This window comes from uncultured Thioclava sp. (genome assembly GCF_913064665.1).
In the GTDB taxonomy this organism is placed as follows: Bacteria; Pseudomonadota; Alphaproteobacteria; order Rhodobacterales; family Rhodobacteraceae; genus Thioclava; species Thioclava arctica.
In genome coordinates this window covers 54,807-80,610 of record NZ_CAJYBT010000015.1, presented here as the reverse complement: position 1 = coordinate 80,610, position 25,804 = coordinate 54,807, and the positions used below count along the sequence as shown (strand labels likewise).

Annotated in this window: 25 protein-coding genes and 2 tRNA genes; 11 read left to right on the top strand and 16 right to left on the bottom strand. The window is 58.5% G+C overall.

Annotated elements, in window-relative coordinates; translation table 11 throughout:
* The 4 genes from QZ571_RS08575 to cysQ all read right to left on the bottom strand — a co-directional run.
* Positions 1–102: NAD-dependent epimerase/dehydratase family protein (locus QZ571_RS08575; protein ID WP_295533488.1), on the bottom strand; the 102-nt coding region annotated here is incomplete at its 3' end.
* A gap of 2 nt (positions 103–104) precedes the next feature.
* A complete protein-coding gene (galU, locus tag QZ571_RS08570) occupies positions 105–998 on the bottom strand; it encodes a UTP--glucose-1-phosphate uridylyltransferase GalU (RefSeq protein WP_295533474.1) in 894 nt (297 codons plus the stop codon).
* A gap of 189 nt (positions 999–1,187) precedes the next feature.
* Positions 1,188–1,988 carry a manno-octulosonate cytidylyltransferase gene (locus QZ571_RS08565; RefSeq protein WP_295533472.1) on the bottom strand — a complete coding sequence of 267 codons (801 nt, stop codon included), beginning with the start codon at positions 1,986–1,988 and terminating at the stop codon, positions 1,188–1,190.
* Complete coding sequence (gene cysQ / locus QZ571_RS08560; protein WP_295533470.1) at positions 1,988–2,785, bottom strand: 3'(2'),5'-bisphosphate nucleotidase CysQ; 798 nt, start codon at positions 2,783–2,785, stop codon at positions 1,988–1,990. Before cysQ ends, QZ571_RS08565 begins: the two co-directional genes overlap by 1 nt.
* Before the next feature lie 127 nt (positions 2,786–2,912).
* On the opposite strand from cysQ, the gene QZ571_RS08555 reads away from it, so the two are divergent.
* Positions 2,913–3,734, top strand: a complete 822-nt coding sequence (locus tag QZ571_RS08555; RefSeq protein WP_295533468.1) for an ABC transporter permease — start codon at positions 2,913–2,915, stop codon at positions 3,732–3,734.
* A 21-nt stretch (positions 3,735–3,755) separates the two neighbouring features.
* Here the strand turns inward: QZ571_RS08555 and QZ571_RS08550 are convergent, their stop codons facing one another.
* Positions 3,756–4,784 (bottom strand): LacI family DNA-binding transcriptional regulator, encoded by a 1,029-nt coding sequence (locus QZ571_RS08550; protein ID WP_295533466.1) that lies wholly within the window; start codon positions 4,782–4,784, stop codon positions 3,756–3,758.
* Positions 4,785–5,047: 263 nt separating this feature from the next.
* Between QZ571_RS08550 and QZ571_RS08545 the strand changes: the two genes are divergently transcribed.
* Together QZ571_RS08545 and sbmA are read left to right on the top strand one after the other, a co-directional pair.
* Positions 5,048–5,124, top strand: a tRNA-Arg gene (locus QZ571_RS08545).
* A 304-nt stretch (positions 5,125–5,428) separates the two neighbouring features.
* Positions 5,429–6,655, top strand: a complete 1,227-nt coding sequence (gene sbmA, locus QZ571_RS08540) for a peptide antibiotic transporter SbmA (RefSeq protein WP_295533464.1) — start codon at positions 5,429–5,431, stop codon at positions 6,653–6,655.
* A 120-nt stretch (positions 6,656–6,775) separates the two neighbouring features.
* Here sbmA and QZ571_RS08535 read toward each other — a convergent pair.
* The 3 genes from QZ571_RS08535 to leuB form a co-directional block, all read right to left on the bottom strand.
* Positions 6,776–6,852, bottom strand: a tRNA-Pro gene (locus tag QZ571_RS08535).
* Positions 6,853–6,903: 51 nt separating this feature from the next.
* Positions 6,904–7,887: a DMT family transporter gene (locus tag QZ571_RS08530; RefSeq protein ID WP_295533462.1), complete on the bottom strand. Its 984-nt coding sequence runs from the start codon at positions 7,885–7,887 to the stop codon at positions 6,904–6,906.
* A 116-nt stretch (positions 7,888–8,003) separates the two neighbouring features.
* Positions 8,004–9,107: a 3-isopropylmalate dehydrogenase gene (leuB, locus tag QZ571_RS08525; RefSeq protein ID WP_295533460.1), complete on the bottom strand. Its 1,104-nt coding sequence runs from the start codon at positions 9,105–9,107 to the stop codon at positions 8,004–8,006.
* Positions 9,108–9,320: 213 nt separating this feature from the next.
* Here leuB and QZ571_RS08520 point away from each other — a divergent pair, with 213 nt between their 5' ends.
* Entirely contained in the window at positions 9,321–10,241 is a 921-nt protein-coding gene (locus QZ571_RS08520; protein WP_295533458.1) for an epimerase, read from the top strand.
* Here QZ571_RS08520 and QZ571_RS08515 read toward each other — a convergent pair.
* The 5 genes from QZ571_RS08515 to leuC form a co-directional block, all read right to left on the bottom strand.
* The gene (locus QZ571_RS08515; RefSeq protein WP_295533456.1) at positions 10,205–11,203 is read right to left on the bottom strand and encodes an endonuclease/exonuclease/phosphatase family protein; all 999 of its coding nucleotides are present in this window, start codon (positions 11,201–11,203) and stop codon (positions 10,205–10,207) included. The genes QZ571_RS08520 and QZ571_RS08515 overlap by 37 nt on opposite strands.
* 47 nt (positions 11,204–11,250) lie before the next feature.
* Positions 11,251–12,051 carry a hypothetical protein gene (locus QZ571_RS08510; protein ID WP_295533454.1) on the bottom strand — a complete coding sequence of 267 codons (801 nt, stop codon included), beginning with the start codon at positions 12,049–12,051 and terminating at the stop codon, positions 11,251–11,253.
* A 296-nt stretch (positions 12,052–12,347) separates the two neighbouring features.
* Positions 12,348–12,866, bottom strand: coding sequence for an HdeD family acid-resistance protein (locus QZ571_RS08505; protein WP_295533452.1), 519 nt, complete (start codon positions 12,864–12,866; stop codon positions 12,348–12,350).
* Between the two features lie 129 nt (positions 12,867–12,995).
* Positions 12,996–13,601, bottom strand: coding sequence for a 3-isopropylmalate dehydratase small subunit (gene leuD, locus QZ571_RS08500; protein WP_295533450.1), 606 nt, complete (start codon positions 13,599–13,601; stop codon positions 12,996–12,998).
* Between the two features lie 10 nt (positions 13,602–13,611).
* Positions 13,612–15,036, bottom strand: a complete 1,425-nt coding sequence (gene leuC, locus QZ571_RS08495) for a 3-isopropylmalate dehydratase large subunit (protein WP_295533448.1) — start codon at positions 15,034–15,036, stop codon at positions 13,612–13,614.
* Positions 15,037–15,347: 311 nt separating this feature from the next.
* On the opposite strand from leuC, the gene QZ571_RS08490 reads away from it, so the two are divergent.
* The 7 genes from QZ571_RS08490 (at position 15,348) to QZ571_RS08460 (ending at position 22,286) form a co-directional block, all read left to right on the top strand.
* Positions 15,348–16,634 (top strand): mechanosensitive ion channel domain-containing protein, encoded by a 1,287-nt coding sequence (locus tag QZ571_RS08490; protein ID WP_295533486.1) that lies wholly within the window; start codon positions 15,348–15,350, stop codon positions 16,632–16,634.
* Between the two features lie 132 nt (positions 16,635–16,766).
* A complete protein-coding gene (gene rsfS / locus QZ571_RS08485) occupies positions 16,767–17,150 on the top strand; it encodes a ribosome silencing factor (protein WP_295533484.1) in 384 nt (127 codons plus the stop codon).
* Between the two features lie 13 nt (positions 17,151–17,163).
* Positions 17,164–17,631: a 23S rRNA (pseudouridine(1915)-N(3))-methyltransferase RlmH gene (rlmH, locus tag QZ571_RS08480; RefSeq protein ID WP_295533446.1), complete on the top strand. Its 468-nt coding sequence runs from the start codon at positions 17,164–17,166 to the stop codon at positions 17,629–17,631.
* Between the two features lie 67 nt (positions 17,632–17,698).
* A complete protein-coding gene (gene gpmI, locus QZ571_RS08475; protein WP_295533444.1) occupies positions 17,699–19,219 on the top strand; it encodes a 2,3-bisphosphoglycerate-independent phosphoglycerate mutase in 1,521 nt (506 codons plus the stop codon).
* Between the two features lie 74 nt (positions 19,220–19,293).
* Positions 19,294–20,361, top strand: coding sequence for a peptidase M23 (locus QZ571_RS08470; RefSeq protein WP_366929943.1), 1,068 nt, complete (start codon positions 19,294–19,296; stop codon positions 20,359–20,361).
* Between the two features lie 2 nt (positions 20,362–20,363).
* The gene (locus QZ571_RS08465) at positions 20,364–21,770 is read left to right on the top strand and encodes a S41 family peptidase (protein WP_295533442.1); all 1,407 of its coding nucleotides are present in this window, start codon (positions 20,364–20,366) and stop codon (positions 21,768–21,770) included.
* A 30-nt stretch (positions 21,771–21,800) separates the two neighbouring features.
* Positions 21,801–22,286: an RNA pyrophosphohydrolase gene (locus QZ571_RS08460; protein WP_295533440.1), complete on the top strand. Its 486-nt coding sequence runs from the start codon at positions 21,801–21,803 to the stop codon at positions 22,284–22,286.
* 3 nt (positions 22,287–22,289) lie between these two features.
* Here the strand turns inward: QZ571_RS08460 and nadC are convergent, their stop codons facing one another.
* Genes nadC through nadA form a run of 3 tightly spaced genes read right to left on the bottom strand, consistent with a single transcriptional unit; the run spans position 22,290 to position 25,727 of the window.
* Complete coding sequence (gene nadC / locus QZ571_RS08455; RefSeq protein ID WP_295533438.1) at positions 22,290–23,126, bottom strand: carboxylating nicotinate-nucleotide diphosphorylase; 837 nt, start codon at positions 23,124–23,126, stop codon at positions 22,290–22,292.
* A 1-nt stretch (position 23,127) separates the two neighbouring features.
* Positions 23,128–24,678 (bottom strand): L-aspartate oxidase, encoded by a 1,551-nt coding sequence (locus QZ571_RS08450; RefSeq protein ID WP_295533436.1) that lies wholly within the window; start codon positions 24,676–24,678, stop codon positions 23,128–23,130.
* Positions 24,675–25,727: a quinolinate synthase NadA gene (gene nadA, locus QZ571_RS08445; RefSeq protein ID WP_295533434.1), complete on the bottom strand. Its 1,053-nt coding sequence runs from the start codon at positions 25,725–25,727 to the stop codon at positions 24,675–24,677. Before nadA ends, QZ571_RS08450 begins: the two co-directional genes overlap by 4 nt.
* Positions 25,728–25,804: the final 77 nt, after the last annotated feature.

The following is a 25,804-nucleotide window of genomic DNA, read 5'->3' as shown; positions in this document are numbered from 1 at the left end:
GTTGTCAAAACACACAGGAACATAGCCTGCCTTGCTAAGGGCCTTGCAGGCATGCGCACCAATATAGCCCGCACCCCCGGTGACCAAAACATAAGCCGCCATTGTTACTCGGCCGCCGCGCGCATCGACATGATATCGGTCAGGTATTCCGAAAATTCGTCCCTAAGATCCGGACGTTGCAGACCAAAGGCCACCGTCGCCTGCAAAAATCCTGCCTTGGTCCCGCAGTCATAGCGCTGGCCGCGGAAGCGATAGCCATAGACCGGGTTGCCATCGGAAATTTCCTGAGCAATCGCATCGGTCAACTGAATTTCACCACCAGCGCCAGATTTCAGCGTGTTCAGGTTCTGCATGATCTTCGGCGTCAGGATATAGCGCCCGATCACTGCTAGGTTTGAGGGCGCATCTTCTGGGGCGGGCTTTTCGACCATCCCCTTGACCTTGACGGTTGCGCCATCTTCGCTTTCGCAATCCAGCACGCCGTAAGACGAGGTTTTCTCTTTGGGCACTTCCATCGCGGCAACGATATTGCCCCCGGTTTCGTCGTAAGCCTCCATCATCTGCTGAAGACAGGGCTTTTCCGAGGCGATCACGTCATCGGTCAAGATCACGGCGAAGGGTTCGTTATGCACAAGACGACGCGCGCACCAAACCGCGTGACCCAGACCCAGCGGCTTGTTCTGGCGCACATAGGCGATGGCGCCGGATTCCATATTCGTGGCCTTCAGCTCTTGCAGCAAGTCATCTTTGTTTTTCTCGCGAAGGGCCGCTTCCAACTCGGGTGCGTCATCGAAGTAGTCTTCGAGCGCAGATTTCCCCCGCGACGTCACAAAGATGAACTCCCTGATGCCTGCCGCGCGCGCCTCATCAATCGCGTATTGAATGAGGGGGCGGTCCACCAGCGTCAAAATCTCTTTCGGGATAGATTTGGTCGCGGGAAGGAAGCGGGTTCCAAGGCCGGCAACCGGAAAAATCGCCTTTGTAACCTTGCTTTTCATTGGACACCTATCGGTTCGTTTTCATTGCGCTATCAAAATTTGAGGTATCGTGACCGAAAATATGACTAGGAACAAGATGGCAGAGTGCTGCAGCGCAGCGCGCTCGCTGTTTATCGCCTATAGCTGCAATATATGCGTGCGTTGCCGGGATCTTGGGAATGCTTCGTGAGCCTTGCGCCTGTGCCGCCCTCAGGGCAGCTGCATTTCGGCCATCATGGCCTCGAGACGCGCCACATCCGAGGGGTTGTTCAGCTCCCAGAATTGCCGACCGCGCGCTTCAACCTCGACACATAGAACCGCGCGCCCATTTTCGAGGAAGCGCAATTGTTCAAGCCCTTCAAGCCCTTCCAGCGGGCCGATTGGCCAATCTGGATATTGTGCCAGAATGTCGGGGCGGTAGGCATAAACACCGACATGGTGAAACACCGGCGTTGGATCGTTAGGCAAGTAGCTTTCGGAAGTGAAAGGGATCACTTCTTTCGAAAAATAAAGCCCGCGATTGCCTGCACCAAAAACAGCCGTCGTGCCGCCGACGCGGCCCTGATGGCGATCTTCGCGCAGGCTGGCCAGCATCTCTCCTTCGCAGCGCAGCACCGGGGTCGCCAATTCGGCCCAGTCATTGGCCCGCAACCCGGCGACCAGATCTTCGATGAACCAAGCCGGGGTGAGCGGTGCATCGCCCTGCAGATTGACCACGATCTCGTAGGCATCGCCCAAGGCCGCGGCAGCCTCGGCGCAGCGCTCGGTGCCATTGCGACAGCTTTCCGAGGTCATTACCACCTCGGCCCCGAACGCCTCTGCCGCGTCGCGAATACGCGGGTCGTCGGTGGCCACAACCACGCGATCCACACCCGAAACCGCTGTCGCGGCCTCCCAACTACGCTGAATGAGGGTCTTGGAAACGCCCGTTGCGCCAGTCAGTTCGACCAGTGGTTTACCAGGATAGCGGCTTGACGCGTAGCGCGCCGGAATGACGATGAGAACAGACATTATTTCACCAATAAAACGCCGGGGGCATAGGCGATGAAGAACGGGTTTTCAAAGCCCGGCTTGCCATAAGTGAATGTGCTGTGATCGTCGAACCGGATCACTTGGCCACCCGCACCGCGCAGCACCGCATCGCCCGCTGCCGTATCCCATTCCATCGTGCGCCCAAGGCGTGGGTACAGATCGGCCTCACCGGTCGCGACCAAGCAGAATTTCAACGACGAGCCCGCTGATTTCATATCCGCCACCACATATTGGCCGATATAATCATCCGTGGCCTGATCGCGATGCGATTTTGAGGCCACCACCATTAACGCGCGATTGTCGGGAATCGAGACCGAAATCGGCTCTTGTTTGCCCGGTGCTGCCTTGTCGAAATTTGGCCCCGTCTCTTCGATCGAGCGGCCATCGGCAAGCGTGTAAAACAGCCGCCCCTTCGCGGGCGCATAGACCACACCGCGCAGCGGCTTGCCATCTTCGACATAGGCGATATTGACCGTGAAATCGCCACGGCGTTTGACAAATTCTTTAGTCCCATCAAGGGGATCGACGATCAGAAAGGTCGAGACGTTTTGGCTGTGCGAATCCGCCTGCTCTTCGGTGACCAGCGCGATATCGGGAAATTCCGCACGCAATCCTGAGGAAATCAGGGCGTCGGCGGCTTCATCGGCTTCCGTCACAGGAGAGTTGTCGGATTTGGATCTCACTTCAAATTCGGGCGAGTTATAGATTTCCATGATCTTGTCACCCGCTTCGAGTGCCAAGCGGCGCATCACGCGTGTCAGATGCTCGAAATCCATCACACCTCCGTTCCGGCCCTATTCTGGCCCAATTGCTATGGTTATCCACCTCCCTTATGATGCGGCGGCAAGGGAACGGCAAGGTTTCCAGCACAAGGTGCAGCGCAGGCAGCCAGGATGACAGAGTATGTTCAAGGCAAAACGCAGCAACTCCACGATCGGATCGACCTTCAGCCTGCTGGAGTTGATTTATCATGCGACGGTGCGCCACATACGCAAGTCACATGGCAATGCACTGCTCGGGCTGGTCATGAACATGTTTCAGACCGTGCTTTTGGTGGTGACATTTTACATCATGTTTGGCGTTTTGGGGTTGCGCGGGAATTCGATCCGCGGGGATTTCCTGCTCTATGTCATGAGCGGAATTTTCCTGTTCATGACCCACACCAAGGCGATGGGTGCGGTGTTTGGGGCCGAAGGGCCGACCTCTGCGATGATGAAACACGCGCCGATGACGACTGCGATTTCCATTTCGTCAGCGGCGCTGAGCGCGCTTTATATCCAGCTGCTCTCGATGTTTGTGGTGCTGTTCATCTATCACGCCGCCTTCCACCCGATTGAGATTTATGACTGGGTCGGCGCGATGGGGATGGTGTTCTTGTCATGGTTCACAGGGGCGGCGATCGGGTTGGTCATGCTGGCGGCAAAACCGTGGGCCCCCGATGTGGTCAGTATCATCCAGCAAATCTACTCGCGGGCCAATATGATCGCGTCGGGCAAGATGTTCCTTGCCAATAACTTGCCCCACAAGATGCTGGTCTTGTTTGACTGGAACCCGCTGTTTCACACGATTGATCAGGCGCGCGGCTATGTCTTCATCAACTACAATCCGCATTTCTCGAATTGGGAATATCCGCTCTATCTTGGGCTGGCGCTGCTGATGATCGGCTTGATGGGGGAATTCTATACCCGGCAATACGCCTCGCTCAGCTGGGGCGCGAAACGCTAAATCCCCGGCCGGTTTAAGCGCTCAGATCCGGCGGATCGTGTCGCCCGGTTGCAGCACCGGCTCCAGTTCGATCACTTCGCTGGCGACCTGATCATTTTGCGAGCGCTTTGCCACGATCTGCGCAGCCTTGCGCCCGATTTCGCCACGGCACGCATCCATCGTCGCCAGCCGTTGCGAGAACCCATCGAGCAGATCAAGCCCGTTAAAGCCTGCAAGCCCGATCTGGGCCGGCACATCCATCCCAAGATCGCTACAATACAACAGCCCGCCTGCGCCAACCATGTCATTGGAATAATAGATGAAGTCCAGATTTGGCGAGCGCCGAAGGAGTGTCTCGGTCATCTCGCGCCCCTTCGCCAGCGCCGAGCCGCCAGCGTAAAATTCCGTATCGGCCAAAGTCAGCCCAGCCTTTGCCAGACCCTCTTTGAACCCCTCAAACCGTTTGCGAGCGCGGTGGTCTTCGGGCATTTTCGTGCCGATGAATCCGATCTGGCGATAGCCAGCGGCAATGATCGCCTCGGCCATATGCAGACCGGCGCGGCGATGCGAAATACCCACCACCGAATCAATGCCTTCGCCGTCAACATCCATGATCTCGACCACCGGAATGTCGGTGTTTTGCAGCATGGCACGCGCGGCGTCGGTATGTTCAAGCCCCGCAATAATCACCCCTGAAGGGCGCCATGAGAGCATTTCATACAGCACCTGCTCTTCTTTTTCGGGGGAATAATTGGTCACGCCCACAACAGGCTGCAGGCCGGTATCTTCCAACTCATCCGAGATATTCGACAGCACCTTGGGAAAGACAAGATTGGACAGCGACGGAATGATCACGGCCACCAGATTGACGCGCTGCGAGGCCAACGCTCCGGCAATCTTGTTGGGTACATAGCCCAGCGTCTTTGCCGCCTTGAGCACCTTTTCACGCGTTGCATTCGACACATCGCCGCGATTGCGCAAGACCCGGCTTACCGTCATCTCCGAGACCCCCGAGGCTTCGGACACATCGCGCAATGTCAGCGGGCGGCGGAGATCATTTGGGCGGGACACGCACTCATCCTTTGCTGGGGTTATTCTTGTTAGCGCCAAACATTTCCCTTGCGCAAGCGAATGATGCGCGTCATGTTAGCGGTAACAGCGATTGGGTTGACTTTCGTCAACCGAATCGCTGCGATTGCTTAGCTCACGCGCAGTTTCTGAGCGTGGGAGAGGTATCAAAAGGGGGAGCGGTGGGCCAATACGCTTCCCCTTTTCATTTTCCCCGCCTTCACAGACTTGCACGCATGATGCTTTGACGCCATCAAGGGCGGCGTGGTCCCGTGGCTCAACTGGATAGAGCAGCCCCCTCCTAAGGGGCAGGTTGTTGGTTCGAATCCAACCGGGATCACCAAAAGCACCTCAAAGAAGGCAGTCTGATCTAGGCGTTTGAGCCTAGGTTCAAGCTTGGAATTGAGACGTTGAGCGAGCCGCGCTGAAGAATTGCACGATGGCGGGCGCGCCAGCCCTGTGCGTCGAGATCAAAAAAGATGGATGACGCCCCCGCCTGACAGCCTTGGCGAACACCCGACCCATCTGACGGCCGACCCCGGGACACATCCATGTGACGCTAGCGCTCCAAGCCTTCACCCCCACCTCAGCAGCGCTACAACAAAAGGCGCGGCGCGTTTGGTGGGTCGCGTTGCGAGGCGTGCATCGTGTTCAGATCCTTTTTCCCCAATCCACGGCTGTTCTTTTCCAGTGCGGTTTTCTGCACCCTGCTTTCCGTACTGATCTGGTATGTCTTTGCGCGCGATCTGGGCGCGCGGTTCGGCATGGGCGAGCCTGCGCCCAGCGCGCCGCCGGTGATCGGGCTTGGCTTCTTCATCACACCCGATTTCCTGTGGTTTTACGCCTATTGCGCGCTGTGGGTGGTGGCATTTACCGCGGCCTGGATGATCGTGTCGCCTCATCCCTGGCAATGGTGGTCGATCCCCGGCACCGCGCTGATCGTGGCGTCAGACTATTTCAGCGTGCAGACCACGGTCGATCTCAACAACTGGCAACGCCCGTTTTTCGACGCGATCCAGAAGGCGCTGGACGGGGGACATGGGGTGACGCAGGGCGAGCTTTATCACATGCTGCTGATCTGGTCCGAAATCGCGCTGGTCTGGATGGTGGTCTATATCGTGACCCGGTTTTTCACGAGCCATTACGTCTTTCGTTGGCGCACCGCGATGAACGCCTATTACATGTCGCATTGGCCCCGCGCGCGTCAGGTCGAGGGCGCAGCGCAGCGCGTGCAAGAAGACACCGCGCGCTTTGCCGCGATCGTCGAGGATCTGGGCGTGTCGATGATCGATTCCGTGATCACGTTGTTTGCCTTTTTGCCGGTCTTGGCGAGCCTGAGTCATTTCGTTTCCGAGCTACCCCTCGTGGGTCATATTGCCGAGCCGCTTTTGGTGGCCGCGATCTTCTGGTCGGCCTTTGGCACGGTGCTGCTGGCGGTGGCTGGCATTCGTCTGCCCGGGCTGGCCTTTGCCAATCAGCGCACCGAGGCCGCCTATCGCAAGGAATTGGTGTATGGCGAGGATGACGCAAACCGCGCCCATCCGCTAACCGTGCAAGATCTGTTTGGGACATTGCGGCAATCTTACTTCCGCTACTTCTTTCACTTCGCCTATTTCAACATCTTCCGCGGTTTCTACATTCAGGCCGACAATGTATTCGCCAATATCATGCTGATCCCGACCATCGTTGCGGGCAAGATTACCTTTGGCGTGATGCAGCAAATCCTGACGGCCTTTGGGCAGGTGACGGGATCGTTCCAATATTTGGTGGGCTCGTGGACGACGATTATCGAGCTGTTGTCGATTCACAAACGGCTGCGCGGATTTGAGAAAACCTTCGTGCACGTGCCAGAAGCGGCGAGCATCGGCGCCTGAGTTTCGTTGTGGCGTCATTCCCAATTTCCGGCCCGAAAGCTAGGACGGCGATGTCTCAGGAACACTCCAAAATAGAGTGCGCTGTTTTGCGAATTATTGATTTTCGGGAGGCTTTCTAAATGGTCGGAGCGAGAGGATTCGAACCTCCGACCCCCTGCTCCCGAAGCAGGTGCGCTACCAGGCTGCGCCACGCTCCGACCGTGGGGCGGGAATTAGCGCCTTGTGCAGGGTTTGGCAAGGGGTCTGATTCAGGTTCTGGGATTGCGCGGACGCAGGCCCATCGCACGCCCAAGCAATGAGCTGCGCGGCGAGGTTACGGTCTCGGTCCGGCCGCGGGTGCGCAGCACTGGCTGATTTTCCGAGACATTCGGGCGCGCCTCGCGGAAAACGATATACATCCCCGAGGCAATCACGACGCCCGCCCCAAGCATAGTGGGGGCATCCACACCCTCGCCAAAGATGAACCAGCCGTAGAAAATCGCCCATAGAATCTGAGAATATTGCATCGGCGCGACGATCGCCGCCTCGCCCGAACGATAGGCGAGGATTTGCAGAAAAGATGCGGTCAGCCCGAATAGCGCAATTACCGCCATAAAACCCAGATCGGGCAATTGTAGCGGCACCCAGACGAAGGGCAGCGCCGCGCCCATCACCAGAAAATTGCCGAGAAGCGGTGACAAAAGCAGCACGACCGAACGCTCCTCGCCGCCGATCTTGCGCACGATAACCGAGGCCATCGCGCCACAAACTGCAGCCAGCATCGCCGCGAAATGGCCAAGTTGCAAATCAGTCTGGCCCGGACGCACAACGATCAGCACACCGATCAACCCCACGATCACCGCACCCCAGCGATGCGGACCGACCTTTTCACCAAGGACCGGGATCGACAGCACTGTGATTAAAAGCGGCATCGCGAACAGGATCGGGTAGACCTGCGCCAAGGGCAGCGTCGAAAACGCATAAAACGCACAAAGCCCGGTCGTCACTGTACAAACCACGCGCAAAATCACCCAACCGGGATGCAACGGGCGCAAAGAGCCGCCGCGCTTGTCGTTAAGCATGATGCTGGAAAGCAGCGGAAAGCTGAGAAGCGCCGCGAAAAACACGATCTCGACAGGGGAGTATCTTTGACCGAGATGTTTGATGATCACGTCATGGGTTGCGAAAATCGCCATCGAAAGCAGCGCCAGCGCTGCCCCCCTACCATTCGATTTGCGTCCCGCTTCGCTCATTGCAGCCTCTTGATGTTACCGCTCACAATGTCTTCGAATTGGCGCGAGGTTCAACCCCAAAGAAAACGGCGCGGCTGGTGAGCCGCGCCGGAAGCCTTGCGAGAGAGCACGATAGCTTAGAGACTTGCGTCAAGCGCTTCGATGATCTTGTCGCCCATCTCGCTGGTCGAAACCGGGGTGCCGTCGTCCGGGCCCATCAGATCAGCCGTGCGCACGCCATCGGCCAGCACTTTCTCGATCGCGGCTTCCAGGCGGGTGGCCTCATCGCCTTGATCAAAGCTGTAGCGCAGCGCCATCGCGAAGCTGAGAATACAGGCGATCGGGTTGGCCTTGCCCTGCCCTGCGATATCGGGCGCAGAACCATGCACCGGCTCATACATCGCTTTCGGACGACCATTGGCCATCGGCGCGCCAAGGCTGGCCGAGGGCAACATGCCAAGGCTGCCGGTCAGCATCGCGGCGCAATCCGACAGGATATCGCCGAACAGGTTGTCGGTGACGATCACGTCGAACTGCTTGGGCGCGCGCACTAGCTGCATCGCGCCGTTATCAGCATACATATGGCTCAGCTCAACCTCGGGGTAGTCCTGACCAACGCGGGTCACGACTTCACGCCACAGGATGCCCGATTCCATGACATTGGCTTTTTCCATCGAGCAAAGTTTCTTGTTGCGCTTCATCGCCAGTTCAAACGCGGCACGGGCGGCACGTTCGATTTCGCTTTCGGTGTAGCGCTGGGTGTTGATGCCGACGCGCTCGTTACCCTCTTCGAAGATGCCACGCGGCTCGCCGAAATAGATGCCCGAGGTCAGCTCGCGCACGATCATGATGTCGAGCCCGGCCACGATATCCTTTTTCAACGAGCTGAAATCCGCCAGCGCGTCAAAGCATTGCGCGGGACGCAGATTGGCAAACAGGTCCATTTCCTTGCGCAGACGCAGCAACCCGCGCTCGGGCTTCACGCTGAAGTCGAGCACGTCGTATTTCGGCCCACCGACTGCGCCAAGCAGAACTGCATCCACCTCTTGCGCCTTCGCCATCGTCTCATCAGCCAGCGGAACGCCGTGCTTGTCATAGGCGGCACCGCCAACAAGATCTTCGCTAACGTCGAAAGCCAGATCGCGCTTGGCGCCGAACCAATCGATGACTTTGCGCACCTCGGCCATGACTTCGGGGCCGATCCCGTCGCCGGGAAGGATAAGGATGGAGGGGTTGGACATCGGGTATCTCCAAAGAATGCAGGGTCGCAAGCGGGGTAGCGCCTGCCCGCCGCTTGGTCAAGCATGGCGCATCGCGAAACGCGGCCTGGATGATCGGCGGTGCCTTGCCGAGGCTTCGGCAGGCTTTCGCAGGTATGGTTGCAGAGGACTCGCACATGACTGCAGATAGGCGCATCATGAGGTCAAAAGAGCAGAGTTGAAATGAGGGCGAATATGAATCGCAGGGTATTGATCCTGGGAATGGGCGGGCATTTCGGCTCTGTCGCGGCCCGAGCATTCCGCGCTGCGGGCTGGAACGTCGATCGCTATCATCGCGGCACCGATATGACCGTTGCGGCGCGTGGCGTCCGCTGGATCATTAACGCGATGAACCCGCCAAATTATCACGATTGGGAGCATCAAATCCCGGAAATCACTACCAAGGTGCTTGCCGCTGCGCGCGATAGTGGGGCCTCGGTGATGATCCCCGCGAATGTCTATGTTTACGGTCGCGAACCCGGCCCGTGGCGCGCCACCACCGCGCATCATCCCTGCACGCGAAAGGGTCGCATTCGCGCCGAGATGGAAGAGCGTTATCGCGATCTCGCCTCCGAAGGGCGGTCTGTTGTGATGCTGCGTGCCGGCGATTTCGTGAACCCCGAATCCCCGACCACATTGCTCAACCGCATCGTGCTGAAAGATTTGCGCAAAGGCCGGATTACCGCAATGGGCAAACCCGAAGCGCGGCGCACCTATGCCGATATCGGAGATCTGACCCAGATCGCGGTGGCGCTGGCCGATAGTGCCGACTCGCTGCCGGGATTGCTTGATCTGGGCTATCCCGGCACCCGGTTCTCGTTTCGCGAGCTGGCCGATGAACTGGCAGGGCAGTTGGGGCGTAAGATTACGATCAAGCGCTTTCCATGGACCGCGCTTTTACTGGCGTCTCCGGTCTGGGAACTAGCGCGAGAGCTGCGCGAAATGCGCTATCTTTACGACATGGATCACGCGATTGATGGCACTGATTTTAAGGCGCTTTTCCCCGACTTCGAGCCTAAAACCGTGCAACGTCTGGTGTTTGAACACCTGTATATGCGCGGCATGAAAGTCGTTCCCGATCAGGGTGCCAAAATGTCCACCCAGACAAGTTTGTGACGCGAGGCACGCGCGGCGGCCTTGGCCAATGCCGCGCCCGGCGCAGGCCAGATCACCCCGGACCGCGTCACCGTTAGCCCTGCGGACGGCAAGACATAATCCACCCGCAGATTGCCCGGGCCGTTATAGTCCGCAGTATCTTGCGCGGGATCGCCCTTGTGCGCGACATCCGCCGCCAGTTTGCCGCCAAGACTTTGCGGGGTGACGTCTTGCAGGCGCGGATCGCTAAGAAGGGTATGTAGGGCGGCGCGGCGACCCTCACCGTCTTGCGGGTCAATGTTGAAATCACCCATCAGAACGAACGGCGGTTTGGGGGCGGCTTGCGCAAGATCACCATCCAGATAACGCAGCCAGAACGCCGCCTCATCATGGTTGCGCCAACCGTTGCGATCCTCTGGCCCGTCAAACACCGGAGGCGTCGCGGCAAAGGCAAACAGATGGAGCGCTTGGCCATCCGCCAGCGCTACCGGCACATCCCAATGACCCACAGACGAAAGCCGCTGCACTGCCTGCGCCCGATCAGACAGCTGTGCATTCGAGATCGTGCTTTGAGGCAAATCCCGCCATAATAGGGTCGAGAAATCGCGCACTGACTTGGTCTCTATCGGCAGGCGCGACAGCAAGGCCATACCGCCTTGGCCCTGATACCGGCCATAGCCTTGTGCGTCTCGCGCCTCGCCCAGCGCGCCATTGCCATCAAGATCAGCGCCGCTTCGCAACCCGGCGTTGGGTTGGGGCGCGTAGAGGTAGGGATAAGGCCGTGCAAGCGTTGCATTGAGCGCTGCAAGCGCGCGCCCGTCGTAATCCCAGTCGATCCCTGTCAGCAGCAGCACATCCGCCTGCGCCTGATCCAAGATCTCACCCACGGCCTTGATTTGAGGATCTTTGCCCGCCGTTATGTCGCGCAGCAAAAGCCCCGGACCTTTTCGGCTCAATTCGACATTCCAAGTGGCGATGCGCACCGTTTCTGCCGGTGCAGAAACAACGCTGACACAAAGCATCGCAAAGATCAGGCCGGCACGAAATCCGAACCGTCTCGCGCGCGCCGCTTTACCTCGATCATCGTTGCGACGCGCCCCATCGCAATGCCGCGCATGAACAAGCTTGCAGGAAGAAAGGCCCATGCTGTCACCGTCCAAATCAGCGTATGCGGGTTTACCAGCGTGATCGACACGAAGTTCATCGATACCAGCTTGATTGCCGCGGGAACAAGGAAGGGCAATAGAAAGCCCAGCGCCACGTTAAACCAAGCATCGCGCCGCAACCGTTCGATAACATCACCGCCCGCCGTGGGATCGAAGGTAGGCAGATTGACCCAGACGTTAAACGTACTCTTCGCAACCGGCCAACCGCGCAAGCGCATGCTCAGCACAAAGATAAACAGCGCCATGATCGAAATGAAATATGACATTCCAGCCGCCGTGCGCACCGCTTCGATATGCGCCGGGCTTGAATGCTCGGGCAAGGCAAGCAGGAACAGGCGCACCGGGCTGTATGGCACATCGAGCGCACGCGAAATCATTTCGCCTAAAGCTTCGATAAACAGATTGAAGGTATTGGGTTCGTGCCGCGCATCCGTGGCAGCTGACATCATCAGAAGCATGAAGAACAGCGCTAGAAAGCGGATCCGATTGAACGGTGGCGCATCGCGAAATTCGACAAGACCGGGATAGACAGAAGCATATTCAAAGAAGGTCAACGCCGTAGCAAACAGGGCAAGCAGCGCAACGATCTGGGCCGTATCCACATTGGTATTTGGCAGCACCAAAGCGGGAATACAGACCGTAAACCCAATCAAAATCGCACGCAAAAGCGCTCCTGTCAGACGTGAAAACACTGCCCTACCCCTTCATCACGAACGGTCCCGATACGATGCCGGAGCCTTGTTCCGTGTGATGCCCGCCTATTGTGACGGACTGCCTCATTCTTGCCATGATTTTGCCCCTATTCCCCGTGCCTGGCAATCTTTCGTTAACAATAACAGACTGTTTCCGGCATTTTGGGGGAGGAACTGGTGCGGCTTTGCATCAAACTCGGTGCAAAACTGTGGCGCCTTTGTTGGACTAACTAAATATAGTGGTTGGGGCTTCTCGGGGCGCTATTTTCTTAAAGTCGCGGTCCGCGACCGCTAAGTCCAAGGACAAGCAGGCCAAGGCCATCAAGCAGCAATTGCACCCCCAACAAGACGCCAAGCAGGGTGGTGGCGACATTTTGGAAGTCGGAAAAGATCACGACACCAATCACGATTGAGGCCAACCCGGTAAACCACAGCAGCGGGCGCATCGCGTGACGGGGCATGCGCAGGCCAACAATCAGCCGCATTGCCCCCATGATCAGGAACAGCGCGCCCACCACGAAAGTCAAAGAGGCTGTGCCCGAAAGCGGATTGGCCAGAAGCCAGACGCCGACAACGATATTGAGCAGTGCAATCACCCCGTGCGACATCCGGTGCTCTGCGTCAATTCCGCGAAAGGTAAGCCAAGCCTGCGCCACACCGCCCAGCAAAAACAAGATGCCAACGAATGTGGTCACCGCGAGAGAGGCGGTGAATGGATTGGCCAGCGCGAGAATACCAAGCAAGACCATCCCCGCACCGATTCCTAGAAAGAGGTTTGCAGCTTTCATGATCTTGCATCCAAACTTGATATGTCATTTGAGAAACGACTGCCGATAAACGACTGTTGGCGAGGTCAGTTCCTTGCCGCAAGGAAAAGGCCGCCCGAAGGCGACCTCTCACGTTCGATTTGGTTCAGATCAAACCCAAGGGCGCGATTGGGCCGCTTGTGCCTCAAAGCTGTCGATCGCACTCGCTTTTGCCAGTGTCAGGCCAATATCGTCGAGCCCTTCAAGCAGGCAGTGCTTCTTGAACGCATCGACTTCAAAGGGAATGACGTCGCTTTCCGAGGTGGTGATCTGCTGGTTTTCCAGATCGACGGTCATGCGCGCATTGGAACCCTTCTCGGCATCCTTCATCAACAGATCGACCTGTTCTTGGGGAAGCACGATCGGCAGCATCCCGTTCTTGAAGCAGTTGTTGAAGAAAATATCTGCGAAAGAGGTCGAGATCACGACCTTGATCCCGAAATCCGCCAGCGCCCAAGGCGCATGTTCGCGCGACGAGCCACAGCCGAAATTGTCGCCCGCAACCAACACCTGCGCGTCACGATATTGCGGTTTGTTCAGCACAAAATCGGGGTTCTCATTGCCATTGTCGTCATAGCGCATCTCGGCAAAGGCATGCACGCCAAGGCCCGAGCGCTTGATCGTCTTCAGGAAGTTTTTCGGGATGATCATATCGGTGTCGATATTGACCAGCGGCATGGGGGCCGCGACCCCGGTGAGTTTTTCGAACTTATCCATGTCGCTGTCCTTATGCCTCTTCCAGTTCCATCAGCTTGCGCACATCTGTGAGCTTGCCGGTGACGGCCGCCGCCGCTGCCATGGCGGGGCTCATCAGATGGGTGCGGCCGTTGCGGCCCTGACGCCCCTCAAAGTTGCGGTTCGAGGTCGATGCGCAACGCTCGCCCGGAGCCAGCTGATCGGGGTTCATCGCAAGGCACATTGAGCAGCCCGCCATGCGCCATTCAAAACCGGCATCGAGGAAGATCTGGTCCAGACCTTCTTCTTCAGCCTGCGCGCGCACGAGGCCCGAGCCCGGAACGACCATGCCACGCACGCCATCGGCCATCTTGCGCCCCTTCAGCACTTCAGCTGCGGCGCGCAGATCTTCGATCCGGCCATTGGTGCAAGAGCCGATAAAGACCACGTCAATTGCGATGTCTTCCAGCTTGGTGCCCGGCTTCAGACCCATGTAATCGAGCGAGCGTTTCGCCGCCTCGACCTTGCCGCCTTTGAAATCTTCAGGGGCCGGGACAACGCCAGAGATCGGCAACACGTCTTCGGGCGAGGTGCCCCAGGTCACGACCGGCGCGATATCTTCGCCGCGGATCGTCACAACCTTGTCAAAATGCGCATCCTCATCGGTGAACAGCGTTTTCCACCAGCTGAGCGCAGCTTCCCATTGCGCGCCTTTGGGCGCATGGGCGCGGCCTTTGACATATTCAAACGTGGTCTCGTCCGGCGCGATCAGACCAGCACGCGCGCCACCCTCAATCGCCATGTTACACACGGTCATGCGGCCTTCCATCGACAGCGCGCGGATCGCCTCGCCGCAATATTCGATCACATGGCCGGTGCCGCCAGCCGTACCGGTCGCGCCAATCACCGAAAGCGTGATGTCCTTGGCGGTCACGCCGGGGCGCAACTTGCCAGTGATTTCCACCTTCATGTTCTTCGACTTCGACTGGATCAGCGTCTGTGTCGCCAGAACATGCTCAACCTCCGAGGTGCCGATGCCGTGCGCCAGAGCGCCAAAAGCGCCATGCGTCGCGGTGTGGCTGTCGCCGCAAACCACGGTCATGCCCGGCAAGGTCCAGCCCTGTTCGGGGCCAACGATATGCACGATGCCCTGACGCACATCGGAGACAGGGTAGTACTGCACACCGAAATCGCGCGCGTTCTTGTCGAGCGCGTCGACCTGAATGCGGCTTTCCTCGTTCTCGATCACGCCCGAGGCGCGGTCGGTCGTGGTGGGCACGTTGTGATCGGGCACGGCGATGGTCTTGTCGGGCGCGCGCACCGAACGGCCCGTCATGCGCAGCCCCTCGAAGGCTTGCGGGCTGGTCACCTCATGCACGAGATGGCGGTCGATATACAGCAGGCAGGTGCCGTCTTCATCTTGCGACACGACATGGGAATCCCAAATTTTATCATAGAGGGTCTTCGGAGCAGACATGGCTCTCACTTTCGTTGGATAGCTTGTACGTCAGACATGGGAACGCAGGCGCGGCCTGCGGGCTGCCCGATCAAAGTCGGGCCAGCACCGAACGGCTTTCACCGTAGAAACGCTCGCGTAGGCGGGCGCGGTCATCCATGTCAAAAACACGCGTCATAAGCTTTTAAATAGGCGGTTGCGTGAAGGCTGGCAATCAAAAGAGTCGCTTTTGATTTTCAGCGCTGGTCTGATAGCCTGATCACAAAGGAGTGCATGTGGACTTTCTGAGCCCGGACACCGCCAAGACACTGACCGCGCTCTGGGCGCAGGTCATGATTTTTTTCAATTCGATGCTGCTACCCTCGCGGTTATGGCAGTTTGCAGTCATTGCCGGGTGCTTTGCGCTGGCACATCTGGGCCGGATCTGGTTGTCGCCCAAGGTCGATGACTGGGCGCGCAAGCGCGAACTGAGCACGCGACAGAAACGCTGGGTGATCTTGTTTCGCAAGCGGCTTCGCGGGATATTCTTCATCATATTGGCTTGGTCGTCGGTTCTCGTCCTTGATGCCGTCAAAGGGTTCTATTCTTGGCGCTTTCTGGTGGTGCTGGCCGCAACGCTTGTCACCGCCTGGCTTGTGGTTGGCCTGTTTGCGCGCCTGATCCGCAACTCATTCCTGCGCCGGATCGTAAGCTGGGGCGCGTGGATTTGGGTCACGCTGTATTATCTGGGTTTTTGGGACGATACCGAGCGCGTCCTTGACTCTATCGCCATCGAGCTGGGCGGGTTCCGCCTGACAGCTATGGCAATTCTCAAGGCGCTGGTGCTGACCACCGCGCTGTTATCAATCGCGCGCATCATCACCGGCCAAACCACAGCGCGCCTGCGTCTGAACGAAGATATCAGCCCGTCGATGACCGAGCTGGCAATCAAGACAATGCAGGTCTTATTGTACGGTGCCGCCATTTTCATCGGCGTAAAGGCGGTGGGCTTCGATCTTACCGGACTGGCGTTCTTATCGGGTGCGATTGGCTTGGGCTTGGGGTTCGGGCTGCAAAAAGTCGTCTCGAACCTTGTATCGGGCGTGATCATCCTGCTCGATAAGTCAATCAAGCCGGGCGATGTGATCAGCCTTGGCGAAACCTTCGGCTGGATCGCTTCGCTTGGGGCGCGCTATGTCAGCGTCGTCACCCGAGACGGTAAGGAATATCTAATCCCGAATGAAGATCTGATCACCGGACAGGTCGTCAACTGGTCGCATTCAAACGAGTTTGTTCGCATCGACCTGCTGTTTGGGACATCCTATCACGACGACCCACATCTGGTACGCAAACTGGCGGTCGAGGCCGCGCAATCGGTGAGCCGCGTGCTGTCAAATCGCCCCGCCGTGTGCCACATCACAGGCTTTGGCGACAGTTCGATTGACTATATCTTACGATTCTGGATCACAGACCCCGTTGAAGGGCTTACAAATGTGCGCGGCGCGGTCTATCTGGCGCTGTGGGATTCGTTCAAGAAAAACGGAATCTCCATTCCTTTCCCGCAACGCGAACTGCGCATGCTCGATGGCTCAACACTGGTTGTGCAGAACAGCCCGCAAAAATCGCAGAGCGAAAATTGAAATCGTGCAGAAGCGATGTTACCTTAATAGTATGGCCTGCGCCGGGGCCGGACTGGCGTGCAACCTCTGGAGGACTATGTCCTGTCTCATCTCTCACTCGTGTCGGGCGACAGCGGCACAAAGGCGGTCGTCATGACAGCCCACACCCTCGGTGCTGACGCCACGAGCGAAGAAATTCTCGCGCGTGTCATTTCATCTCTCGAAGATGATAAGGCCGAAGATGTCGTCACAATCGATCTGCGCGGCCGCTCTTCCATCGGTGATTACATGGTTATCTGCTCGGGGCGTAGCTCTCGTCAGGTCGGCGCGATCGCTGAAAACCTGTCCGAACGGCTCAAGCAAGAATTTGGCCGCATCTGCAAAGTCGAAGGCAAGGATCAAGGGGATTGGGTTCTGCTCGACAGTGCCGATGTGATTGTTCACGTCTTCCGCCCCGAAGTGCGCGATTTTTATCAGCTTGAGAAGATGTGGATGTCGCCAAGCGTGGATAGCGTTTTGCTGGACGATGACGTCTGATCGCGGCTGACCGATGAAAATCACGATCTGCGCGGTCGGTCGCCTGCGCAAATCCCCCGAGCGCGAGTTGATCGACGACTACCTCTCCCGGTTTGAGAAATCCGGGCGGGGGATGGGTCTGGGCCCCGCGCAACTGATCGAGGTTGAGGATAAAAAGGGTCTGGGCCAAGAGGCCGAGGCGCAGCTTTTATCCCGCGCGATCCCCGATGGCTCTGTGATCGTGAGCCTGGATGAGCGCGGAAGCCTGATCTCTTCGCCCGAATTTGCCCAAAAGCTGGAAACATGGCGAGATGCAGCGCGCGATGTGACCTTTGTGATCGGTGGCGCGGATGGCATCGCGCCAGACCTGCGCGCCAAAGCCGATTTTTCGATCTCTTTTGGCAAGATGGTCTGGCCGCATATGCTGGCACGCGTCATGTTGGCAGAGCAGATTTATCGGGCCGGACAGATCATTGCGGGCACGCCCTATCATCGCGTTTGATGGGCGAGGCGGTTGCTCGTATCAGGCGAGGCGCGTAAACAACACCAACAGCTAGCAGGAGGTGGCGATGAGCAATCCGAAACCGGTGATCTTGTGCATTCTTGACGGTTGGGGCGAACGCCCCGAAACCGAGGGCAACGCCCCCGCGCTGGCCAAGACCCCCAATATCGACGCGATCTGGGGCAATGGCACGAAATCCACGCTGATCACCTTTGGTCCCGATGTCGGCTTGCCGACAGGGCAGATGGGCAATTCCGAGGTCGGTCACACCAATATCGGCGCGGGTCGGGTGGTAGCGATGGATCTGGGCCAAATTGATCTGGCGATCGAGGATGGCTCGTTTTTCAAGAACGAGGCGATCCTTGGCTTTATCGAGACGCTGAAAGCCAAAGGTGGGCGGGCGCATCTGATGGGCGTCGTCTCGGACGGGGGCGTGCATGGTCATATCGAACATTTGCTTGCCGCGTGCAAAATGATCGCCGGGGCAGGGGTGCCCGTTGTCGTTCACGCGATCACCGATGGTCGCGATGTGGCCCCCGACAGCGCCAGGCGGTTCATCGATGATCTGGTCGCGCGCCTGCCGGAAAACTGCACCATCGCCACGGTGATCGGGCGCTATTTCGCGATGGATCGTGACAATCGCTGGGATCGGGTGCAGCGCGCCTATGATGCGATGATCAAAGGCGAAGGGGAGCACGCCGCCACCCCCGCCGAGGCCGTAGCGCAAAGCTATGCGCGCAAGGAAATGGACGAATTCATCCAACCCACGGTGATCGGCGATTACGCAGGGGCTGTGGATGGCGACGGGCTGTTCTGTCTCAACTTCCGGGCGGATCGCGCGCGCGAAATTCTGGCGGCCATTGGCGCGCCGGAGTTTGACGGGTTTGACACTGGCGCACGCCCGAAATTGGCGGCGATGCTAGGCATGGTTCAATATTCCGAGGCCCATACCGCCTATATGAGCGTTGCCTATCCCAAGCGCGAACTGATCAACACGCTGGGTGAATGGGTCGCCAAGCAGGGTAAAACCCAGTTTCACATCGCTGAGACGGAAAAATACCCTCATGTCACGTTCTTCCTGAATGGCGGGCGCGAAGCGCCTTGGCAGGGCGAGGATCGCTTCATGCCAAAATCGCCAAAAGTCGCGACCTATGATCTCCAACCGGAAATGAGCGCGCCCGAAGTAACCGAGCATCTCATCGGCGCGATTGAGGCGGGCTATGATCTGATTATCGTCAACTATGCCAATGGCGATATGGTGGGTCATACCGGCTCACTCGAAGCCGCGATGGCGGCCTGCGAAGAGGTGGATCGTGACATTGGCCGCGTCGTTGAGGCGCTGGAAAAGGCGGGCGGTGCGATGATCATCACCGCCGATCACGGCAATTGCGAAACCATGATTGATCCCGTAACTGGCGGGCCGCACACGGCGCACACGACCAATCTTGTACCTGTGGCGCTGGTGGGCGGGCCAAAAGGCGCCAAGCTGCACAAGGGACGCTTGGCCGATCTGGCGCCAAGCCTGTTGCAATTGATGGGGCTGCCTATTCCGCCCGAAATGACCGGAAAGAGCCTGATCGAAACGTGAAACGCGGCGCCCTCCTTGTTTGCTTTTTGCTTTTCGGGGCGGCTGCGCAGGCAGAACCTGCGGCCGATATTGCCATGTCTGCCGCCAGTGATTTACGCAAGGCGATTACCGCGCTTAATGATGCGCAAACCAAATCTGATCGCGTGGCCGCGCTTACGAAAACGATCTCGGCCTATGAGATGGGCTTGGGCGCGCTGCGCGATGGGTTGCGTCGCGCCGCGATCCGCGAGGGCGAGATCAAGCAAGGCTTTGACGCCAAGCGCGAGGAATTGGGGGGGCTGCTCGCCGTGATGTCCACGATGCAGCAAACCGACGGCCCGCTTTTGTTGCTGCACCCGTCTGGCCCTGAAGGGTCGGCGCGTTCGGGCATGGTGCTGTCATCGGTCGCCCCCGCCTTGCAACAAGAGGCCGAGGGGCTGCGCAAACAGCTTGATGAGATCGCGACGTTGCGCAAGCTGCAGGAAAATGCGCGCGGCGTTCTTGAGCAGGGCATGACCTCGGTCACGCAAGCGCGCACCGCCCTCTCCGAAGCAATTTCCGAGCGCGAAAAACTGCCCCAGCGCTATCTTGAGGAACCTGAAGAACTGCGCAAACTGGTCGAAAGCGCGGATACGCTGGAAGGGTTCGCCACCGGTCTGAGCGGCATGGAAAATGATATCGGCCCACCGATGGATGACTTCGCTGGGGCCAAAGGGTCGCTGCGACTGCCAGTGATCGGGTCGGTGCTGCGTCATTTCGATGAAACCGATGCGGCGGGCATCAAACGTCCCGGACTTGTGATCGCCACAGCACCCGCAGCGCTGGTGACCACGCCTTGGCCTGCGACAATTCGCTATCGTGGACCGCTGCTCGACTACGGAAATGTGATGGTGTTGGAGCCAGCAGACGGATATCTTCTGGTTCTAGCAGGGCTCGGAACAGTCTATGGTGAGACTGGAGATGTGCTTCAAAAAGGAGCGCCGATCGGTTTGATGGGCGGAATAACGCCGGGAGCACGGGAATTCGGCAAAGAATTCGTGCAAGAGGCGCAAGACGGCGGTAGCGCAGGACAAAGCGAAACGCTTTATTTGGAGCTGAGAAAGGGCGATGCGCCCGTGGACCCGGCCCCGTGGTTCACCCAGACGAGAGGCGACAAAGGTTGAGTATGAAAAAGTTCATGATGGCCGCGCTTGGCGGGACGTTGGCAGGTGCCGTTCTTTCGACACAGGTGGCCGCGCCGCTGATGGCACAAGAAGCGAAAAAGCCAGATACAGTTTATCAACAGCTGGATCTGTTTGGCGATATCTTCGAAAAAATCCGTGAGGATTATGTCGAACCGATCGACTCTAAAAAGCTGATCGAAGCGGCCATCAACGGAATGCTCAGCTCGCTTGATCCGCATTCCAGCTATTTGCCGCCCAATGATTACGCCGATATGCGTGTACAAACGCGTGGCTCGTTTGGCGGTCTCGGGATCGAGGTGACGCAAGAAGACGGTTTCGTCAAAGTCGTCTCACCGATGGATGGCACACCCGCCGCCGAAGCCGGGATCAAATCGGGGGATTTCATCACGGCTGTCGATGGTGAATCGCTGATGGGAATGCCGCTGGATGAGGCCGTCGACAAGATGCGCGGCCCGGTCGGCTCTGAGATCAAGATCACAATCGTGCGCGACGGCGAGAAAGAGCCCTTTGACGTCACGCTCACCCGCGACACAATCAAGCTGACCGCTGTGAAGGGCCGTCACGATGGCGATACGGTGATCTTGCGGATCACTACGTTCAACGAACAAACCTTCCCGAACCTGCAGGAGTCGATCAAGAAACAGGTCGCTGAGATTGGCGGAATGAACAAGGTTGATGGCTTTATCGTCGATTTGCGCAACAACCCCGGTGGCTTGCTGAACCAAGCAATCAAAGTATCGGATGCCTTCCTCGACAAAGGGGAAATCGTCTCGACACGCGGGCGCAACCCGCAAGATAGCGAGCGCTTCAATGCGACGCCCGGCGATCTTGCAGATGGCAAACCGATCGTCGTGCTGATCAATGGCGGCTCGGCGTCAGCATCGGAAATCGTGACCGGTGCGCTGCAAGACCATCATCGCGCCATCGTTGTGGGCACGAAAAGCTTTGGGAAAGGCTCTGTCCAAACGGTGATGCAGATCCAAGGCGAAGGGGCGATGCGCCTAACGACGGCGCGCTATTATACGCCTTCGGGTCGCTCGATCCAAAGCCTTGGGATTTCACCCGATGTTGTGGTGCCTCAGCCCGCTCCACCCCCTGCGGATGAGACCGCCAAGAAAGACACTCCCGAACGCAAGATGCCTTCGGAAGCCGATCTGAAAGGCGCGATCACCAATGACTCGATGACCGCAGACGAAAAGAAACAAGCCCTTGATGAGCGCACAAAGGCCGCAGAGGCCGCCAAGCGTCGGCTTGATGATTTCCAGATGTCTTATGCGGTTGACCTGATCCAGGGGCTTTCGGCGCTGTCCACAGACATCAAGGCAGAGCAGCCAACGCAGAAGGCTGAAGCTGCGCCTGCGAAACCTGACGCCACCAAAAAGAACTAAAGGAGAGGGGCCTACGGGCCCCTTTTTTGCATGACCCCAGAGCAAATTTCCAAACTTCCCTATCGGCGCAATGTTGGCGTTGTGTTGCTCAATGCGCAGGGCCGGGTCTTTGCCGGTCAGCGCATCGACAATCCCGGGCCGGCCTGGCAGATGCCGCAAGGCGGGATCGACAAGGGCGAAAAGCCTCGTGAGGCCGCGCTGCGCGAACTAGAGGAAGAGACCGGTGTAACGCCTGATCTGGTCGACCTGATCGCGAAATCTGCCGAATGGATCAGCTACGAACTGCCCCATGATCTGGTGCCCAAAATTTGGAACGGGCGTTGGCGCGGGCAGGAACAGAAGTGGTTTCTCTATCGCTTCAACGGCCGTGATGATCAGGTAAAAATCGACACGCAGCATCCCGAATTTTCGGTCTGGCAATGGATGGAATTTGACGAGCTGATCGACAAGATCGTGCCCTTCAAGCGCCACGTTTATGAGGCCGTGCGCGCCGAATTCAGGGACTATCTTGGCTAAACTCTAGAAATCGAGCCCCAAATCGAGCGTCTGCGCGGAATGCGTCAGCGCACCTGCCGAAATGTAGTCGACACCGGTCGCCGCGACCTCTGCGATCCGCTCCAGCTTCATATTCCCCGAGGCTTCCAGCGTCACACGCCCTGCATTCAGCGCCACGGCCGCGCGCAGTTCATCACTGGTCATATTATCGAGCAAGATCACATCCGCACCGCCCACGCGCAGCGCCTCTTCCATCTGGCGCAGCGTGTCCACCTCCAGCTCAATCCGCATCATGTGACTGCGCGCCGCCTTCGCCGCCTCAAGCACCTGGCGCACGCCTCCAGCGGCAGCGATGTGGTTGTCCTTGATCAGGATTGCATCCGACAAGCCGTAGCGGTGGTTGAAGCCGCCACCATGCACGACAGCCGCCTTTTCCAATACCCGAAGCCCCGGCGTCGTTTTGCGCGTGCAAGTGACGCGCGCCTTAGTGCCCTTGGTTTGCGCGACGAAACCGGCTGTTTTCGTGGCGATCCCACTCAGCCGGCCCGCGAAGTTCAGCGCCACCCGCTCGCCCATCAGGATCGAGGACGCGAGCCCTTCGATCGTCATCAGCGTATCACCCGGTTTGCACGCGGCACCATCCGCCACGAGCACCTGCACCCGCAGCGCCGGATCGACCAGACGAAAGGCCAGTGCGGCGACCTGCATGCCTGACACCACACCTTCTTCGCGCGCATTCAGACGCGCGGCATAGGTCTTACCCGCCGGGATCACCGCCTTGGTGGTCGCGTCGCCCATCGGGGACAGATCCTCGATCAACGCGGCACGTACAATCGGTTCGATCAGCAACTCGGGCAGCATGTCAGTCCTCCAAGGCACGGGCGCGAATTTTCAGCGCCTCTTGCAGCGTGATTTTGGTTCTATGAGCCATATCAGGGTCTGGTTCTGGGAAATCGGACCGGTAGTGACCACCCCGACTTTCCTCACGCGCGAGCGCTGCGGCAGCAATCAGGGTCGCGGTTGCCGTCATATTGCGCATCGTTTCGGTGCAGGCATGCGCCTCGACATCCGCAATCACACGTAGCGCCGATTTCAGCCCGGTCGCATCGCGCACAACACCAACCCCGTCAGTCATCGCGTGACGCAGGCGCATCAATTGTGCCTCGTTCACCGCAATATCGCCATCGGGGAATTCGGGTGCGATCTCATCCGCGACAACGATATCGCCCAAGGCGGCCTCGATCCCCAGCGCGCAGATGCGAGCATAAACCAGCGCCTCCAACAACCCGTTCGATGCCAAGCGGTTAGCACCATGAAGCCCGGTTGAAGATGCCTCACCACAGACCCAAAGTCGCGCTAGCGAGCTTTGACCCAACGCATCGGTATCAATTCCGCCCATGTGATAATGCGCTGCGGGCGCAACAGGGATGGGCTGTGAAACAGGGTCTATTCCCGCGCGTTTGCACGATTCCGCGACGGCCGGAAACCGGGTCAGAACTTCTGCGCCCAACGCCGCGCGCGTATCAAGCGCAGGTTCGCGACCCGCCTGACGTTCCAGATACACAGCGCGGGCCACGATGTCGCGCGGGGCCAATTCGGCATCGGGGTGCACCGCGAGCATGAACCGCTCGCCCGCGGCGTTGATCAGGGTCGCACCTTCGCCGCGCAAGGCTTCGGTTGCCAGTGGGGCGGGATCATCTCCGCTTGCGATTGCTGTCGGGTGAAATTGTACGAATTCGGGGTCCGCGATGCGCGCACCCGCGCGGGCCGCCATACCAATCACCTGACCGCGAATGCGCGGGGGATTCGTCGTCACGGCAAACAACCCGCCAGAGCCGCCGCCCGCCAGCAACACAGCAGGGCTGCGGATCAACGTGGCACCCGAGGGCGCATACGCGCGCTCGATCCAGACGCCGGTGACCGTGCCATTCTTGACCTCAAGCCCTTGGGCCAGAACCCCCTCAAGCACCTGAATTGACGGAGATTTTCGCACCGCCCCGATTAGCGTTTGCATGATTTCCCGACCGGCTTGATCGCCTTTGACGCGCACCACGCGGGCCTGAGAATGCGCTGCCTCGCGCGACATCACATAGCCACCCTCCGCATCGCGATCAAAGGGCGTGCCAAGATTGGTCAGTTCCAGAATATGCTGGCGCGCCTCATCCGTGACCAGTTGCGCGATCTCGGGCGAGGCCGTGCCTGCACCTGCGGTAACCGTATCGCGCGCATGCGCTTCGGCCGTGTCACCCGCAGCCATTGCCGCCGCCACACCGCCCTGTGCCCAAGCCGAAGACGCCCCTTCGCCCAGCGTTTCAGGTGAGATCACCAAAACCGGGCGCGGGGCCAGTTTCAAGGCGGCATAGAGCGCACCAAGACCTGCGCCGACAATTATTGTGCGTTTTGTTTCAATCACTTGGTAAGCGCCCGCGAGAGATCAATCATCCGCTCAACGGCGATCTTGGCCTTGGCGGAAATTTCAGGATCAACCTCTACTGCGTGCGTGCCGGTATGCAGCGACCACAGGATTTTCTCGAGCGTGATTTTCTTCATATAGGGGCACATGTTGCACGGCCCGGTGAAATCGACCTCGGGCAAGGCATCAGCAATATTCGAGGCCATCGAGCATTCCGTGACCAGCATCGCGCTGCTCGGCTTTTCGCGGGTGACATAGTCAATGATCCCCGAGGTCGAGCCCGAGAAATCCGACGCCGCGACCACATCGGGCGGGCATTCGGGATGGGCGATGATGCGGGTATCGGGGTGGAGCGCGCGAAAGGCGTTGATGTCGTCCTTGGTATATTGTTCATGCACGATGCAAGAGCCTTCCCACCAGACGACTTTCTTCTGCGGCACCTCATTGGCGACGTTCTGCGCAAGATATTGATCTGGCGTCATAATCACTACATCGCTATCCATCGCAGCGACGATCTGGGCGGCATTGGACGAAGTGCAGCAGATATCGGATGCGGCTTTCACCTCGGCGGTAGTGTTGACGTAGCTCACCACCGGCGCGCCGGGATATTTCGCGCGCATCTCGGCGATCCCCTCGGCGGTGATCGATTCCGCCAGCGAGCAGCCCGCTTTGACATCGGGGATCAGCACGGTCTTGGCAGGGTTCAGGATTTTCGAGGTCTCGGCCATGAAATGCACGCCGCATTGCACGATCGTATCGGCCTCAACCTTGGTAGCCTCGATCGCAAGTTGCAGGCTGTCACCCACAACATCTGCTACGCCGTGGTAAATTTCCGGCGTCATATAGTTATGCGCCAGAATAACGGCATTCTTTTCGCGCTTCAGCTTGTTGATCGCGCGAATATAGGGCGCGTAGCGAGCGAAGTCAGGAAGCGGAACGACCCGATCCATCTTGGCGTGAATGTCGCGCATCTCTTGCGCGAGTTCTAGAGACGGCGCGAGATCGTAGATCTCGGCCAAGGTGGCGCGCATCGTGGTCAGGTCCAGCATGGGTTATCCTCCCTCAAGCCCGGAACAGGTCTTGGATGTAAGGGTAGTTGACGCAGGGTGAAATGGGAAACTTCGCG